Consider the following 15,397-nt stretch of genomic DNA (forward strand, 5'->3'; position numbering starts at 1 on the left):
CGCCTCCCCTCAGGCCAAGCCGTTGGAAAGGAACAGGAGCACCACCCCGAGCAGCGCCAGCAGCAGCGCCGCGCCCAGGAACTCCGGCACGCGGAGGACGCGCATCCGGGCGGCGGCCGCCTCGAACGCCGCCAGCGCCAGCGCCAGCAGGCCGAGCTTCAGCCCCCAGGCGGCGAGGCCCAGCAGCCAGCCGAGCGGGCCCGCATCCGCCGGGGCGGTGCCGAAGGGGAGGAACACCGCCGCCAGCAGCGACAGCCACAGGGCGAGGCGCAGCGCGGCCTGCATCTCCCACAGCGCCAGGTGGCGGCCCGAGGCCTCCAGCAGCATCGCCTCCTGCACCATGGCCGGCTCCAGGGTGGTGCCGGGGCTGTCCACCGGCAGGCGCCCGTTTCCGGCCAGCGCCACGGCAAGCAGCGCCAGCAGCGCGAGGCCGAGCGGGAGGCGGAGCCCCGCCGGGCCTTCCCCCAGCGCCGCGCCGATGCCGTCGAGGTTGGTGGTGCCCGCCAGCATGGCCAGGACCATCACCGCCAGCAGGAAGGCCGGCTCGGCGAGGCTGGCGAAGCCCATCGCGCGCGCGGCGCCGAGGCCGCCCAGCGCGGTGCCGGCATCCATCCCCGCCAGGGCGAGCGCGCAGCGCGCCACCGCCAGCAGGCCGCCGACCAGGATGAGGTCGCCCATCGGCGCCAGGGCCATGCCGCGGGCGAAGCCCGGCACCATCAGCGCGGCGGCCAGCGTCGCCGCCAGCGCCACATAGGGGGCGGCCACGGAAACGGGGGATGCGCCCTCGGCCAGCACCGGCTGCTTGCGCAGCAGCTTCCGCAGGTCCCGCCAGGGCTGCAGCGGGTGGGCGCCGCGCCGGCCGAGCAGCCGCGCCTTCAGCCAGCGCACCAGCCCCACCAGCAGCGGCGCCAGCGCCACCAGCAGCGCGGCGTGCAGGAGCTGGGTGAGGATCGCGGGAAACAGCGTCACGGCGCCGGCCCGCCCGGCATTCCCTCGGGCAGCAGCGCCAGCAGCAGGAGCAGCAGCGCCAGCGTGCCGAAGCCCAGCACCAGGCCTTGCCGCGGGCCAGGGCCCCCGAGCCGTTCCGCCGCCGCCGCCAGCCGCTCCCATAAGGTGGCGAGGAAGCCCGGCACCCGCCCCCGCGGCGGGCCGCGGAAGCCGTCCTCCGGCCGGGCGGGGCCGGTGTCGTGCGGGGGTGGCGGCGGGTGCCCGCCCCGGGTTCCGCCCAGCATGTCCGCCAGCATCCGGCGCAGCGGCCGGGCGAAGCCGTCGGCGCTGGGCTGGGTGGCCGGGTCGCCGAAGGGCAGGTGCGGCGGCGGCGCCTGGAAGCCGCCATCCCAGGCCGGGCCGCGCCGGGACGGCAGCGGCGAGAGGCGGTGGCGCAGCGCCACCAGCCCCGCCCCCAGCAGGCCGAGCAGCACCGCCAGCGGCAGCGGCGCATAGTCCGAGCCCCGCAGGGAGGGGCTGACCGAAAGCGGCGCCGCCTCGGCCAGGCCAGGATGGCCGCTGAGCGCGGCGATGGCCCCCGAGCCCAGCATCAGCAGCGGGCCCGGCAGCAGGCCGAGCAGCACCGCAAGCCCGGCCAGGCCCATGAGCGCGGCGCGCACCACCGGCGGCGCCTCCTGCGCGCCCAGGGTGCGCGGCCCGCGCGGGCGGCCGAGAAAGGCGAGGCCCCAGAAGCGCAGCATGGCGGCTGCGCCCAGCGCCAGCGAAAGCGCGGCAAGGGCCGTGCAGGCGGCAACCAGGAGCTGGAAGCCCAGCTCGCCCACCCGCCAGGCGCCGAGCAGCGCCTGCAACAGCAGCCACCCCCCCGCGAAGCCGGACAGCGGCGGCAGGGCGGCGGCGGCGGCGGCGCCGAGCAGGGCGCAGAGCGCCACCACCGGCATGGCGTGCACCAATGCCCCCAGCCGGTCCAGGTGGCGGGAGCCGGCGGCGTGCCGCACCTCGCCGGCCACCAGGAGGAGGAGCGTCGTGAACAGCCCGTGCGCCAGGGCGTGCAGCAGCGCGGCGGCGGCGGCCAGTGCGGCCAGCGGGCCGAGATCGGCGGCGCGCAGCGTGGCGGCGAGGCCGAGCGCCAGGGTGACCAGCCCGGCATGGCCGATGGCGGAGCAGGCCAGCAGCACGCCCGTGTCGCGCTCCTGCCCGGCGCGCAGCGCGCCCAGCACGGCCGAGGCGGCGCCCGCCACCATCAGCGGGGCGCCCCACCAGAGCGGCTGGCCAAGCCCGCCGAGATCGAGCAGCAGGCGCGCCATGACATAGAGCGCGACCGGGGCCGCGACGCCCGGAAGCAGGGCGAAGGCCGGCCCCGCCGCGGCGGGCTGGACCAGCGGCAGCCAGCCATGCAGCGGCACGAGCCCCGCCATGGCCCCCGCGCCCGGCAGCACCAGCGCCAGCACCGCCACCGCCACCCAGCCCTGCGGCGGCGCGTTCCGCAGACCGGCGAAGGAAAGGTCGCCCGCCGGCCCGCCCATCAGCCCCGCCGCCGGCACCAGGCAGGCGGCGGCGAACAGCGCGAAGCCGAGATAGTGCCGCGCCGCGGCGCCCGCCTCCGCCCCTTCTCCCGCCTCGGGGGGTGCGGCGGCCAGCAGCGCCCAGGCGGCCACCGACATCAGCCCGAAGCCCAGCAGCAGGGTAAAGGCATCGGCGGCCAGCAGGGTGAGCGCCATGGCCGCCAGCAGCAGCGGGCAGGGCAGCAGCCGGCGCGGCGGCGCGGCCCCCTCGCGCTCCCAGGCGAACAGGCCGGCGGCCAGCCCGGCCAGCCCGAGCAACAGCAGGAACCAGGCGGACAGCGCATCCAGCCCCAGGCTCAGCGGCGCCCAGGGCGGGCCGAGCGGCAGCAGCGCCGCCGCCACCCCGCCTTGCGCGAGCGCCAGCACCGCCAGCAGCGCCAGCCCGGCCGAGACGGCGGCGCAGCCGCCATGCACCAGCCGCGCCATGGGCAGGCCGGCGGGCGCGGGCCACCGGCCCGCCAGGGCCCCGGCGGCGGCCAGCAGCAACAGGAGGCAGGGCGGCAGGACGAGCGCCGCGGTCACGGCGCGCGGAGGTCAGGACATGTCACCCCGGCAGGATAGGCGCCGCCCCGCGCGGGCGGAAACGACAAAGCGGTGTGCGGCCCCAACGGCCTGAAACCGCGTGGGGAGACCGGCCCGGGCGGCACGGCGCCACCTCAGAGCATCTCCAGCGGCTGCTTGCGGCGGGGCGGGGGAAAGGCGCCGTCCAGCTCGGCCAGGTCCTCCGGCGTCAGCACCGTTTTCCAGACATCGGCGTTCTCGCGCAGATGCGCCTCGGTGGCGGCCTTGGGGATGCTGATGAGGCCGGGCGCGCGCAGCGTCCAGGCCAGCGCCACCTGCGCGGGCGTGATGCCCTGGCGCTTCGCCACCCGCCGCAGCGCGGGGTGGTCCAGCAGCGCGCCGCCCTGCCCCACGGGCGAATAGGCCATCACCGGCATCTTCAGCCGCGCCGCATAGGGCAGCAGGTCGAACTCCGCGCCGCGCGCCTCGAGGTTGTAGAGCACCTGGTCGGTGGCGCATTCGGACAGGGCGGTGCCCAGCTCCTCCAGGTCCGGCACGTCGAGGTTGGAAACGCCCCAGGCGCGGATCTTGCCCTGCTCCACCAGCCGGCGCATCGCCTCCACCGTCTCGGCCAGCGGCACGGCGCCGCGCCAGTGCAGCAGGTAGAGATCGATCGTCTCCACCCGCAGGCGCCTCAGGCTGCGCTCGCAGGCCTGCGGCAGCCGGGCGCGGGAGGCGTTCTGCGGATAGGCCTTGGTGACCAGGAACACCTCGTCCCGCCGGCCGGCGATGGCCTCGGCCACCACCTCCTCCGCGCCACCCTCGGCATACATCTCGGCCGTGTCGATCAGCGTCAGGCCGAGGTCGAGGCCGAGGCGCAGCACCCGCGCCTCGGCGGCGCGGTCGGCGCCCCGCTCGCCCAGCCGCCAGGTGCCCTGGCCGAGCACCGGAACGCCGCGGCCATCCGGCAGGGTGATGGTGTTCATGGCAAGCTCCTCTCCGCCTTCCTATGTTGCGCAACATGCGTCGCACCGTCACCCTCGCCCCGCCCGGCCCTGCGTTGGCCCCTGCCCTGGTGCCTGCCCTGGCCCCTGCCCTGGCCGGCCTCGGGCTGCTGCTCGCCGCTGGCCTTGCCGCCGCGCCCGCCCGCGCCGCCACGGAAAGCCACGGGCCATGGATCCTCACCTGCGCCGCGGACCCGATGACCGACCGCTCCACCTGCCGCATGACCCACAACCAGCCGGTGGAGCCCGCCACCGACAGTCAGGGCGCGCTGGCGCTGGAGGTGGCGCCGCGCCGGGGCCGGCTGGTGCCGGTGGTGACGGCGCGCGAGCTGGGGCTGGAAAGCGCCACGCGCGGCCTGCTGGCGCTGACCGGCACGGTGCAGCTGCGCTTCCCGCCCAACGCCCTGTTCGAGATGCCCTGCGGGCTGGAAGGGCGCTCGGTGGTCTGCGCCCCCCGTCCGGAGGATGCGGCGCGCGCCGCCGCCGAGCTGGCGGTGGCCGACCGCGTGCTGCTGCGCGTTCTGGGCCTGGGCAGCGCCACCGCCGAGGGGCCGCCGCGCGAGCTGCCGCTTTCCGGCACCCCGGCGGCGCTGGCCGCCTTCCGGGCCCGGGCGCCGGCCGAGCAGGCGGAGGAGCCGCCCCCGCCCTTCAACCTGCGGGACATGCTGCAACGGCTGCAACGCTTCTTCGCGCCGAACTGAGGCGGCCCTCCGCTCAGCCGCCCGGGGTCTCGTGGCGGCCCTGGCGATGGCCTTGATGGCTGTTCTGGTCACTGTTCCGGGCGGCCAGGGGCCTCAACCGGCCATGCATCCCGCATGCCTTCCCCGCCGCTGGCCGCTGCCCCGGCGCCTTGCGGACCGGCCGCCAGCGCCGAGGCCGCTACCACGCCCGTGCCGGAGCCGCGCAGGAAGTTGCGCCGCGAAAGGAAGCCCGGCAGGCGGCGGAGGCCGAACCCTCCGCTGGAACCCCCACCGGAAACCCGGCTGGAACGTCCGCTGGAACCCATGATCATCCGCGCCCTCCGTTTTCTCCGGCCGGCGCTTGAACGGCCGGGCAGGCCGCGCGGTTGCCTATGCTGGCCGCCCGGCATCCAGCGGCCTGGCGCCCAGCGGCCAGAGGCTCAGCGGCCAGGGGCTCAGCGGCCAAAGGTTCTGCGGCCAGGGGCTCAGCGGCCAAGAACTCAGCGGCCAGGCCCGGCCTTGCGGGTGAAGCGGGCCTCCTCGGCCTTGTAGAAATACTGGGTGGCCACCAGCCAGCCCTTCAGCGGCCGCAGCGGCGGGATGCAGGTCAGCAGCATGAAGGGGATGCTGGTGACGAGATGCACCCAGAAGGGCGGCTCGAACTTCGCCTCGATGAACAGCGCCAGCACCACGCTCGGGATGCAGGCGAAGCAGATGACGAAGAAGGCGGGCCCATCGGCCGGATCGGCATAGCTGTAGTCCAGGCCGCACACCTCGCAGGAGGGCCGCATCTTCAGGAAGCCCTGGAAGATGTGGCCTTCGCCGCAACGCGGGCAGCGGCCGCGAAGGCCGGTGCGGGTGGGCGGCAGGGCCGGCCACTGCTTCTCGGGAGACATGGCGGTTCCTTTCCGTGGCGGGTGTGCTGGCCGGCGCCCCAGGCCGTCCCGTCGCCGCCCGATTGTATGGGCAATGCAGGGATGCGCGGTCAAGCAGCGATGGAAGCCTGCCTGCCCTCACCGGCCAGATCGGCCAACAAATTCAGGCAATAAGCATGTTCCTGCAAAGATTCGAAAGAGAGCCGCCGCGGGTTTTGCATGGATTGTTCATCCATACGTGTTGCCTTATCCTTCCGCCTTCCCTTCCTGCCGGCCCGCCGGCCAAGTGCCCGGAGCGCCCGCCGCATGTCCTCCTGGAAGCCGGACCTCCCCGCGGATGGCAGCCCGCGCTACCAGGCGATCGCGCGGGCGATGCGGGACGATCTGCGCGCCGGCCGCCTTTCGCCCGGCCAGCGCCTGCCGCCGCAGCGCGCCCTGGCCGCGGCCCTCGACCTCGACCTCACCACCGTGACCCGCGCCTTCAACCTGGCCCGCGAGATGGGGCTGACAGAAGCGCGGGCCGGGCGCGGCAGCTTCATCCGCGCCGCGGCGGCGGAGGCGGTGGGGCCGCCCGTGCCCCCGGTCATCGACCTCAGCATGAACATGCCGCCGCAACCCGAGGCGGCCCGGCTGCGCGCCCGCATCCAGGAAGGGCTGGCCGGGCTGCTGGCCGAGTCCGGCGGGCTGATGGCGCTGCACTACCAGGACAGCCTCGGCGCCGCGCCGGACCGCGCCGCCGCCGCGCGCTGGCTGGCACCCCGGCTGGGCACGGTGCCGCCAGCGCGGCTGGTGGTGGCTGCGGGGGCGCAGGCGGCGCTTTCCGCCATCCTGCGCGTGCTGCTGCCGGCCGGCACGGCGCTGGGCGTGCCCGCCCTCACCTATCCGGGGCTGCGCGCGGCAGCGGCGCGGCAGGGGGTGCGGCTGGTGCCGCTGGCCATGGACGCGGACGGGCTGGTCCCCGCCGCGCTGGAGGAGGCCTGCGGGCGCGAGGCCCTGCGCGCCCTTTATTGCGTGCCGACGCTGGACAACCCGACCACCGCCACCCTCCCTCCCGCGCGGCGGGAAGCCATCGTCGCCCTGGCGCGCCGCTTCGGCCTTTCGCTGATCGAGGACGATGCCTATGGCGCGCTGGCCCGCGCCGCGCCACCGCCCCTGGCGGCGCTGGCGCCGGACATCGCCTGGCACGTCGCCACCCTGTCGAAATGCCTGACGCCCGCGCTCCGCACCGCCTATGTGGCGGCGCCCGGCCCGGCCGCGGCGCAGCGCCTCGGCGCCGAGCTGCGCGCCGCCACGCTGATGGCGCCACCCCTGATGGCGGCGCTGGCCACGCGCTGGGTGCAGGAAGGGGTGGCCGGCGAGATCACGGCCGCCATCCGCGCCGAGAGCGTGGCGCGGCAGGCGCTGGCGGCGCGGGTGCTGCGCGGCTGGGCGATGCGCGCACAGCCGGAGGGGCACCACCTCTGGCTGCACCTGCCGGAAGGCTGGCGGCAGGCGGAGCTGGTGGCGGAAGCCCGGCAATCCGGGCTCGCGCTGGTGCCGAGCAGCGCCTTTGGCGAGGGCTCGCGCGGGCTGCGCATCGCGCTTGGCGCGGCGCCGGGCCGGGAGGCGCTGGAGCGCGGGTTGCTGGCGCTGGCGGCGCTGCTGGGGCGGGGGCCGGGGGGAATGGGGACCTTCGTCTGAGGAACGGGCCAGGGGAAGGGTTTTCCCCGGCCCGTCCCGCTTCCCCGTCGGTTCAGCGGCGCAGCCAGGAGTACAGCCGCGCCGGCGCCTCGGCCATCGCGGCCTCGGCGCCGCAATAGGAGAAGCGCAGGAAGCGGCCGCCGCGCGCGGGGTCGAAATCCACCCCCGGCGTGGCGGCGATGCCGGCCTCGGCCAGCATGCGCGCGGCGAAGGCCACGCTGTCATTGGTCAGGTGGCCGATATCGGCCCAAAGGTAGAAGGCGCCGTCGGCGGCGGCGAGGCGGTCGAACCCCGCCGCCGGCAGGCCGGCCAGCAGCCGGTCGCGGTTGCGGGCATAGGCGGCCTTGTTCGCCTCCAGCTCCTCAACGCCCCCGAAGGCGGCCTCCGCCGCCACCTGCGCCACATGGGGCGCACTGATGAACATGTTCTGCGCCAGGCACTCGACGGGGCGGATCAGGTCCTCGGGCAGCACCATCCAGCCGATGCGCCAGCCGGTCATCGAGAAGTACTTGGAGAAGCTGTTGATCACCACGGCGCTGTCGCTCAGCGCGGCGGCGGTGGTCTCCTCCATGCCGTAGGAGAGGCCATGGTAGATCTCGTCCGAGATCAGCCGCACGCCGTTCTCGTGGCACCAGCGGGCGATGGCGCCAAGCTCCCCGGCCGAAAGCATGGTGCCCGCCGGGTTGCAGGGCGAGGCGACGATGAGGCCGTCGGGCCGCGGGTCCAGCGCCTCCAGCATGGCGATGCTGGGCTGGAAGCGGGTGGAGGCGTCGCAGGGCAGCAGCTGCGGCACCATGCCGAGGGCGGTGAGGATGTTGGCGTAGGGCGGGTAGAAGGGCGCGGCCATGGCCACGCGGTCGCCCGGGTCGAAGGCGGCCAGGAAGGCCAGCGGAAAGGCGCCGGAGGCTCCCACCGTCACGGCCACCCGGTTGGGCGCCACGGTGACCGCGTACTTCTCCTCGTAGTGGCGGGCGATGCGCTCGCGCAGGCTGCGCAGCCCGAAGGCTTCCGTGTAGCCCATCGGCGCCCCGGCCGAGAGGGCGCGCATGGCGGCCTCCACGGCCGCGCGCGGCGCGCCGGTGGAAGGCTGCCCCACCTCCATGCGCAGCACCCCCGGCGCGCCGGGCGGCAGCGCGGCCTCGCGCGCATTGGCGGCGGCGATGACGTCCATCACCAGGAAGGGGGGCGCTTCCGCCCCGCGGCCCGTCTTCAGCATGTGTTCTCGAACTCCCGGCGGGAAGGGCGGCGCCCTCCCCGCGCGCTTACAGGCCGCCGCCGATCGCCAGCCCCGACCCGCGCGGGTCGGTGGCGGCGGCGCATTGGGCGGAATTGCCCGGCAGGTAGGCGGCGCAGCCAATGGCGTTGCCGCGCCCCGGCTCCGGCACGCCCGCCACCGCCGCGTCGATGCCGGTGCGGTTCAGCAGGTGCCGCGCCGCCGGCAGGGCGAGCGCGACCGGCGCCGCCGCCTGCCCCGTGCCGGTGCCGGCGTAGCGGAAGGCGCGCAGATTGGCGTTGTGCGCCAGGGCGGCCGCCAGCAGCGGCGGCTCCACGCGCCCGACGCCCGGCGCCGCGGCCAGCAGGAAGCCCATCTGCGGCACCACGCGCCCGGTGCCGAACAGGTTGTTCAGCGTGAACACGCAGGAGACGGCGTTGCCGTCGCGGTCCAGCGTCATCAGCCCGGCCGAGGCGGGCAGCGCCGGCGCGATGCCGCCAAAGGCGGGCGGGCTCGCCAGCAGCGCGGCGGCATCCCCCCAGCCCTGGCGCCAGGCCTGCGAGACGGCGAGGCCGCGCTGCGAGGCGGCGTCCACCCCCTCACCCGCCTGCAGCGCCTGGAAGGCGGCGGCGGCGGCCAGGCCGCCATCGGCCGGCGGCGGCAGGAAGGAGAGGATGTCGCTGCCCACCGTCATCTGCAGGGGCGGCACCACGGCCGGGATGGCCGGGCGGAGCTGCTCCACCGTCAGCGGGCCGCCGATGGCGGGGCTCACCGCCTCCAGCCGCCGGGCCAGCACGCCCTGGTGCAGGTCGCCCACGCCCGAGACGCGCAGCGCGCCGAGCGTCGCGCCGAGATCGGCCTGGGTCATCCGCTCGCCCTCGGCCAGCGGCCGGCCGGTGGCGTCGGCGTAGAGGGCGCGGGCGCCCGGGTCGGCGAGGAGCGGGCCGGCCACGGCGGCGAGGTCCTGCGAGAAGGCGCGCGAGACGGTGGCGCCGAAGCGGGCGAGCTGCTCGGCCGGCGCCATCAATTCCTCGAAAGGCCGGCGCGGATTGCGGGTGTGCAGCGCGAACAGGCCGCGCGCCAGCATGGGCACCGCCGCCGGGCGGTCGCCGCCGCCCGCCGCGCCGGAAGGCGGCAGGAAGAGCAGCGCCTCGGTCACGTTGCGGCTGTGGGTGTAGACGAGGCAGGCGCCGCTGGCGCCGAGGCCGGTGCGGGAGGGCAGCGTGACCGCCATGGCGAAGCCCGCCGCCACCGCCGCGTCCGCCGCCGTGCCGCCCACCGAGAGCACCTCGCGCGCCACCAGCGCGGCGCGCGGCTCGTCGGCCACCGCGCCGCCGAGGAAGCCGGAAACATAGCCGGGCTGGCCCTCGGCCGGGCCGCCGCCGGTCAGGCCGCTCACCGCGTTGCCGACGGTGCCGCAGCCCGCCAGCGCCACCAGGCCGAGGGCCAGCAGCGGGGCGGCCGCCGGAAGGCCCGGGGCGACGCGCCGCCGGAACCGTCGTCCTGGCCGCTCCCCCTCCGCTCGGGGTAGAATGGCCGGCATGGGAAAGCTGCTGGCCCCGTTCCGCGCGCTGCTGCTCATGCTGGCGTTCTTCACTCCGGTGCTGGTTCCCGGGACCGTGGCGGCCCAGGGTGGACGGGACGGGGGACGAGAAGGCGGGCGGGGCGTGGTGGTGATCCGCGACGCCGAGACGGAGCGCATGCTCCGCGGCTTCGCCGATCCCCTGTTCCGCGCCGCCGGGATCGACCCGGCCCGGGTGGACATCACCCTCATCCAGAACCGGGCCATAAACGCCTTCGTCACCACCGGCAACCGCATGTTCATCCACACCGGGCTGATCCTGCAGGCGGGCGGGGCCTCGGAGCTGGCGGGGGTGCTGGCGCACGAGACCGGCCACATCGCCGGCGGCCACCTGGCGCGGCTGCCCGACGAGATGCGGATGGCGATGCTCCGCTCCCTCGCCGCCATGCTGCTCGGCGCCGGCGCGGCGGTGGCCACCGGCCAGGGCGAGGCCTTCGGCGCCGTGGCCATGGGCGGGCAGGCCAGCGCCCTGGGCGGCCTGTTCGCCTTCACCCGCGGCCAGGAGCAGGCGGCGGACCAGGCCGCGCTGCACTACCTGGAGACGGTGGGCTGGTCCGCCGCCGGGCTGGAGCGCCTGCTGGAGCGGCTGCTGGACCAGGAGCTGCTGGCGGTGGGCCGGCAGGACCCGTATTTCCGCACCCATCCGCTTTCGCGGGACCGGCTGGACTTCGTGCGCGAGCGGATGCGCCATGGCCGCGCCGCCCGCGCCATGCCGCCGGCGGCGCTGGAGGGCGCCTTCGCCATGGCGAAGGCCAAGCTGCACGGCTTCCTCGACCATCCCGCCCTGGTGCTGCGGCGCTATCCGGCGGAGGACGCCTCCGCCCCCGCCCGCTATGCCCGCGCCATCATGGCCTTCCGGTCGGGGCGCATCGCGGAGGCGGCGGCGGGGCTGGATTCGCTGCTGGCCGAACAGCCCGGCAATCCCTGGCTGCACGAGATGAAGGGGCAGGTGCTGTTCGAGGGACACCGCGCCGCCGAGGCGCTGCCCGCCTATGCCGCCGCCGCCCGCCTCGCCCCCGCCGAGCCGCTGATCCGCACCGCCCATGCGCGGGTGATGATCGAGCTGGGCGAGCCCGCGCTGCTGCCGCGCGCCGTGGCCGAGCTGGAGGCCAGCCTGGCGCTGGACCGCGATTCCGCCTTCGCCTGGCGCCAGCTCGGCATCGCCCAGGGCCGGCTCGGCCGGATGCCGCTGGCCGACCTCGCCCTTGCGGAGGAGGCGATGCTGGAGGAGGACTTCCCCGCCGCCCGCTTCCTGGCCCGCCGCGCCGAGGAGGCGCTGCCCCCCGGCCCCGCGCGGCTGCGCGCCGCCGACCTTCGCAATGCCGCCCGGCGCGACAACCTGACACTCGACCAGCGCGCCGCCGAGCGCGAGCACGAACGACGGAGACGATAAGCGCGTGACCCCGATGACCCGCAGCGCCCCCCGCCTCGCCATCCCGGTGCTGCCGTTCCTGCGGGTGGCGCTCCTGGCGCTGGCACCCCTGGCGCTGGCACCCCTGGCAGCGGCCCCCGCCCTGGCCCAGCCCCTCACCCCCGAGCAGCGCGGCGAGGTGGTGGAGATCCTGCGCGAGGCGCTGAAGCGCGACCCCTCCATCCTGCGCGAGGCCTTCGCCACGCTGGAGCAGGCCGAGCAGCAGGAGCGCGCGGCGGCGCAGCGCGAGGCCATCCTCGCCCAGTCCGCCGCCCTGCTGCGCGACCCGGCCGACCCGGTGAGAGGCAATCCGCGGGGCGACCTCGCCATCGTCGAGTTCTTCGATGTGCGCTGCGGCTACTGCAAGATGATGCACCCCGCCATCCAGGCCTTGCTGGCCGAGGACCCGCAGATCCGCGTGGTGATGAAGGACCTGCCGGTCCTGGGCCCGGCCAGCGTGATGGCCAGCCGCGCCCTGCTGGCCGCGCAGCGCCAGGACCGCTACGCCGCGTACCAGGACGCGCTGATGCAGCTGCGCGGCGAGCCCACCGAGGCGGCGTTGAGGGTCGAGGCCGAGCGCGTCGGCCTCGACTGGACGCGGCTGCGGCGCGACATGGAGGATCCCGCCATCCAGGCGCGGCTGCGGCACAACCTGGAGCTGGCCCGGCAGATGTCGATCCAGGGCACGCCGGCGCTGGTGATCGGCGGCACGCTGGTGCCGGGCGCGGTGGACCTGCCGGCGCTGCGGCAGCTGGTGGAGCAGGCGCGGCGGGAGGGCGCCGGCCGCAAGGACCAGTGAGGCATCGAGGCGCTGGGTCCGAAACGCCACGCCCCCGCCCCGTTGCCCATCTCGCACCTGCGTATAGAGTGAGGGCGGGAGAGCTTCGCGGGGGGATGGGTTTGCGAGCATGCATGCAGGCGCCGGAGCCGCGCCCGGGCCACCGCCGGGCCGCCGGGAGACTTGGCCTTCTCCGCCCGCTGGCGGGCCCGCGGGGCGCGGGCGGATGAGCGGCGGGCCGGACCGGTCCTTTCTGCCGCATTTCCCGGTGGAACTGCCGGTCCCGGACTTGCGGCCCTGGCTGCCGGGCAACATGCTGCCCGGGGTGTGGAGCTTCGCCGCCGAGGCGCCCGGCCCGCATGTCGCGCTGTGCAGCCTGATCCATGGCAACGAGATCGCCGGCGCGCTGCTGCTTTCGCGCTGGCTCGAGCAGGGGATGCGCCCGGCGCGGGGGCGGCTCACCTTCATCTTCGCCAATCTCCGCGCCTTTGCCCGCTTCGACCCCGCCGACCCCACCCTCAGCCGCTACGTGGACGAGGACCTGAACCGCGTCTGGTGCGAGCGGGTGCTGAACGGGCCGCGCCAGAGCGCGGAGCTGAGCCGCGCGCGGGAGCTGCTGCCGGCGATCGGCACGGTGGACGTGCTGCTCGACCTGCACAGCATGCTCTGGCCCTCCGACCCGCTGATCCTCTGCGGCAGCGTGCCGCGCGCGCAGGCGCTCGGGCTGCGGCTCGGCGTGCCGCCGCTGGTGGTGGCGGACCAGGGCCACACCACCGGGCTGCGGTTGATCGACCATCGCGGCTTCACCCGCCCGGAGGGGGGGCGGGCCGCCCTGCTGGTGGAGGGCGGCCAGCACTGGGAAGCGGCGACGCTCGCCACGCTGGAAGCCTGCGCCACCGCCCTGCTGCGCGAGACGGGGGTGCTGGAGCCGCCGCCCGCCCTTCCATTGGCCGCTCCATGGGTTGCCCCCTCCCGCATGGCGGTGGTGACCCGCACCGTCATCGCCGGCACGCACAGCTTCAGCTTCGTCGAGCCGTTCCGCGGCGGCACCGTCATCCCCCGCCGCAACACGCTGCTGGCGCTGGATGGCGAAACGGAGATCCGCACCCCGCATGACGACTGCCTGCTGGTGATGCCGAGCCCGCGCACCATGCGCGGCCACACCGCCGTGCGCCTGGCGCGCTTCCTGGACCCCGTCGAGGGCTGACGCGCCGCGGCGCCGGGCGCGCCGGCGCCCAACCCTCTCCCCCCGGCGCAAACGGAGCGGACGGGCGGGGGGATTGCCGACAGTGAACACCCCATGCCACCCTGCCGGCAGCCGGCGGAATGCCTCGCCCGCTCAAGACATCCAGCACTCCGGAGGATTTCCAGGATGGCCATTGGCCTGCGCATCGCCGAGCAGTTCACCCGCGTCGCCCCCGCGCTGATCGACCGCGCGGCCAAGCTGCCGGTCGCCAATATCGGCGACGTCATGAACCGGATGCAGGCCATGCGCGGCGGCTTCAAGGCCTATGGCGGGCGCCGCGCGCTGGTGGGGCCGGCGCTGACGGTGCGCGTCCGTCCCGGCGACAACCTGCTGCTGCACCGCGCCATCGACCTGGCCCAGCCGGGCGACGTGATCGTCTGCGACGGCGGCGGCGACCTGTCCATGGCGGTGGCGGGCGACCTGATGGCGAGCCACGCCGTCAGCCGCCGCGTCGGCGCCCTGGTGATCGACGGGGCGGTGCGCGACATCAAGGAGCTGGCGCAGCTCGACCTCGGCGTCTGGGCGCTCGGCGCCACGCCGGCCGGGCCGCACAAGGAGGGGCCGGGCGAGATCGGCTACCCCATCGCCTGCGGCGGGCTGGTGGTCGCCCCGGGCGACCTGATCGCGGCGGACGAGGATGGCGTCGTCGTCGTCCCGCGCGAGGCGGCGGAGGCGGTGATCGCCGCGGCGGAGGCGCACGCGGCCAAGGAGGCGGACACCACCGCCGCCATCCGCGGCGCCGGCTGGAACCGTGGCTGGGTCGAGCAGATCCTGGCCGCCAAGGGCTTCGCCGTCACCCGCTGAGGGCCGCGCAGATGGCCATTCCCGTCGCCCAGGTGCCCGCCGGGCGTGTCCGGCGGCAGATCCTGAACGTGCTGCTGGCCTGGGGCATGGACCCTGTGCTGGCCGACACCACGGCCGAGGCCATGGTGGAGACCGACCTCATGGGCATCGACTCGCACGGCCTGTCGATGCTGATGATGTACGAGGCGCTGCGCGACGGCGGGCAGCTCGACCTGTCGGCGAAGCCCCGCGTGGCGCGGCGCAACGCCGCCACCGCGCTGGTGGATGGTGGCGCCGGGCTCGGCCACCCCGTGGCGGCCATGGGCATGGCGCTGGCGGCCGAGATGGCGCTGGCGGGCGGCATCGGCGCGGTGGGGGTGTTCAACTCGCACCATTTCGGCGCCGCCGGCTACTATGTCCGGCTGGCGGCGAGGCGCGGCGTCATCGGCATGGTGATGACCACGGCGCGCAGCGTGCTGGTGGTGCCCACGCGCGGCGCGCAGCCCATGCTCGGCACCAACCCCATCGCGCTGGCCGCCCCCGCCGGCCGCGAGCCCGCCTTCGTGCTGGACATGTCGAGCAGCACGGTGGCCGGCAACAAGGTCAAGGTCTATGACCTGAACGGCAAGCCGATGCCGGAGGGCTGGGTGGTGGATGGCGAGGGCCGCCCCGTCACCGATGCCGCCGAGGGCATGGCCTACCTGTTCAAGCGGGCCGAGGGGGGGCTCACCCCGCTCGGCGGCACGGGGGAAGGCGGCGGCCACAAGGGCTACGGCCTCGGGCTGATGGTGCAGATCCTGGCGGGCACCCTGACCGGCGGCGCCCTTTCCGTGCTGCACAACCGCACGGCGAAGCCCGGCGAGCCGGACAATATCGGCCATTTCTTCCTGGCCATCGACCCCGCCGCCTTCCGCCCGCCGGAGGCGTTCGAGGCCGATCTGGGCGAGCTGCTGGCGACGATGCGCGCCACGCCCCCCACCCGGGCGGACCGCCCCGTGCTGATCCCGGGCGAGCCGGAGGATGCCGAGCGCGCCGCCCGCCTCGCCGCCGGCATTCCCGTGCCGGAAACGCTCGACCGGCATGTGCGGGAGATCTGCGCCCGCTGCGGCGCCGAATACGTGCTGGCCTGAGGAA

14 protein-coding genes are annotated in these 15,397 nt (G+C 75.7%); 7 read left to right on the forward strand and 7 right to left on the reverse strand.

Annotation, left to right across the window (positions count from 1 at the left end; all coding sequences use genetic code 11):
• Positions 1–9: 9 nt before the first annotated feature.
• The 3 genes from CR162_RS05165 to CR162_RS05175 all read right to left on the reverse strand — a co-directional run bounded on the left by CR162_RS05165 (position 10) and on the right by CR162_RS05175 (position 3,997).
• Positions 10–969 (reverse strand): respiratory chain complex I subunit 1 family protein, encoded by a 960-nt coding sequence (locus CR162_RS05165; protein WP_245870136.1) that lies wholly within the window; start codon positions 967–969, stop codon positions 10–12.
• Complete coding sequence (locus CR162_RS22725; RefSeq protein WP_099094479.1) at positions 966–3,032, reverse strand: proton-conducting transporter transmembrane domain-containing protein; 2,067 nt, start codon at positions 3,030–3,032, stop codon at positions 966–968. Before CR162_RS22725 ends, CR162_RS05165 begins: the two co-directional genes overlap by 4 nt.
• A 134-nt stretch (positions 3,033–3,166) precedes the next feature.
• The gene (locus tag CR162_RS05175) at positions 3,167–3,997 is read right to left on the reverse strand and encodes an aldo/keto reductase (RefSeq protein WP_099094480.1); all 831 of its coding nucleotides are present in this window, start codon (positions 3,995–3,997) and stop codon (positions 3,167–3,169) included.
• A 35-nt stretch (positions 3,998–4,032) separates the two neighbouring features.
• Between CR162_RS05175 and CR162_RS05180 the strand changes: the two genes are divergently transcribed.
• A complete protein-coding gene (locus CR162_RS05180) occupies positions 4,033–4,716 on the forward strand; it encodes a hypothetical protein (protein ID WP_141563076.1) in 684 nt (227 codons plus the stop codon).
• Positions 4,717–5,195: 479 nt separating this feature from the next.
• On the opposite strand, the gene CR162_RS05185 is transcribed toward CR162_RS05180, so the two are convergent.
• Together CR162_RS05185 and CR162_RS23060 are read right to left on the reverse strand one after the other, a co-directional pair.
• A complete protein-coding gene (locus CR162_RS05185) occupies positions 5,196–5,591 on the reverse strand; it encodes a DUF983 domain-containing protein (RefSeq protein ID WP_099094482.1) in 396 nt (131 codons plus the stop codon).
• An 89-nt stretch (positions 5,592–5,680) separates the two neighbouring features.
• Entirely contained in the window at positions 5,681–5,806 is a 126-nt protein-coding gene (locus CR162_RS23060) for a hypothetical protein (RefSeq protein ID WP_281254954.1), read from the reverse strand.
• Positions 5,807–5,876: 70 nt separating this feature from the next.
• Between CR162_RS23060 and CR162_RS05190 the strand changes: the two genes are divergently transcribed.
• Complete coding sequence (locus tag CR162_RS05190; RefSeq protein ID WP_099094483.1) at positions 5,877–7,250, forward strand: aminotransferase-like domain-containing protein; 1,374 nt, start codon at positions 5,877–5,879, stop codon at positions 7,248–7,250.
• 52 nt (positions 7,251–7,302) lie between these two features.
• Here the strand turns inward: CR162_RS05190 and CR162_RS05195 are convergent, their stop codons facing one another.
• Together CR162_RS05195 and CR162_RS05200 are read right to left on the reverse strand one after the other, a co-directional pair.
• Positions 7,303–8,466: a pyridoxal phosphate-dependent aminotransferase gene (locus CR162_RS05195; protein ID WP_099094484.1), complete on the reverse strand. Its 1,164-nt coding sequence runs from the start codon at positions 8,464–8,466 to the stop codon at positions 7,303–7,305.
• A gap of 46 nt (positions 8,467–8,512) precedes the next feature.
• A complete protein-coding gene (locus CR162_RS05200) occupies positions 8,513–10,006 on the reverse strand; it encodes a gamma-glutamyltransferase (protein WP_099094485.1) in 1,494 nt (497 codons plus the stop codon).
• Here CR162_RS05200 and CR162_RS05205 point away from each other — a divergent pair.
• The 5 genes from CR162_RS05205 to CR162_RS05225 all read left to right on the forward strand — a co-directional run bounded on the left by CR162_RS05205 (position 10,005) and on the right by CR162_RS05225 (position 15,393).
• Positions 10,005–11,438, forward strand: coding sequence for a M48 family metalloprotease (locus CR162_RS05205; protein ID WP_176559729.1), 1,434 nt, complete (start codon positions 10,005–10,007; stop codon positions 11,436–11,438). The genes CR162_RS05200 and CR162_RS05205 overlap by 2 nt on opposite strands.
• Before the next feature lie 13 nt (positions 11,439–11,451).
• The gene (locus CR162_RS05210) at positions 11,452–12,255 is read left to right on the forward strand and encodes a DsbA family protein (protein ID WP_245870140.1); all 804 of its coding nucleotides are present in this window, start codon (positions 11,452–11,454) and stop codon (positions 12,253–12,255) included.
• A gap of 247 nt (positions 12,256–12,502) precedes the next feature.
• Positions 12,503–13,441: a M14 family metallopeptidase gene (locus CR162_RS05215; protein WP_245870137.1), complete on the forward strand. Its 939-nt coding sequence runs from the start codon at positions 12,503–12,505 to the stop codon at positions 13,439–13,441.
• A 165-nt stretch (positions 13,442–13,606) separates the two neighbouring features.
• Entirely contained in the window at positions 13,607–14,284 is a 678-nt protein-coding gene (locus CR162_RS05220; RefSeq protein ID WP_176559730.1) for an RraA family protein, read from the forward strand.
• Between the two features lie 11 nt (positions 14,285–14,295).
• The gene (locus CR162_RS05225) at positions 14,296–15,393 is read left to right on the forward strand and encodes an Ldh family oxidoreductase (protein ID WP_099094489.1); all 1,098 of its coding nucleotides are present in this window, start codon (positions 14,296–14,298) and stop codon (positions 15,391–15,393) included.
• The last annotated feature ends 4 nt before the right edge of the window (positions 15,394–15,397 follow it).

Source organism: Teichococcus rhizosphaerae (genome assembly GCF_002631185.1).
Classification (GTDB): Bacteria; Pseudomonadota; Alphaproteobacteria; order Acetobacterales; family Acetobacteraceae; genus Pseudoroseomonas; species Pseudoroseomonas rhizosphaerae.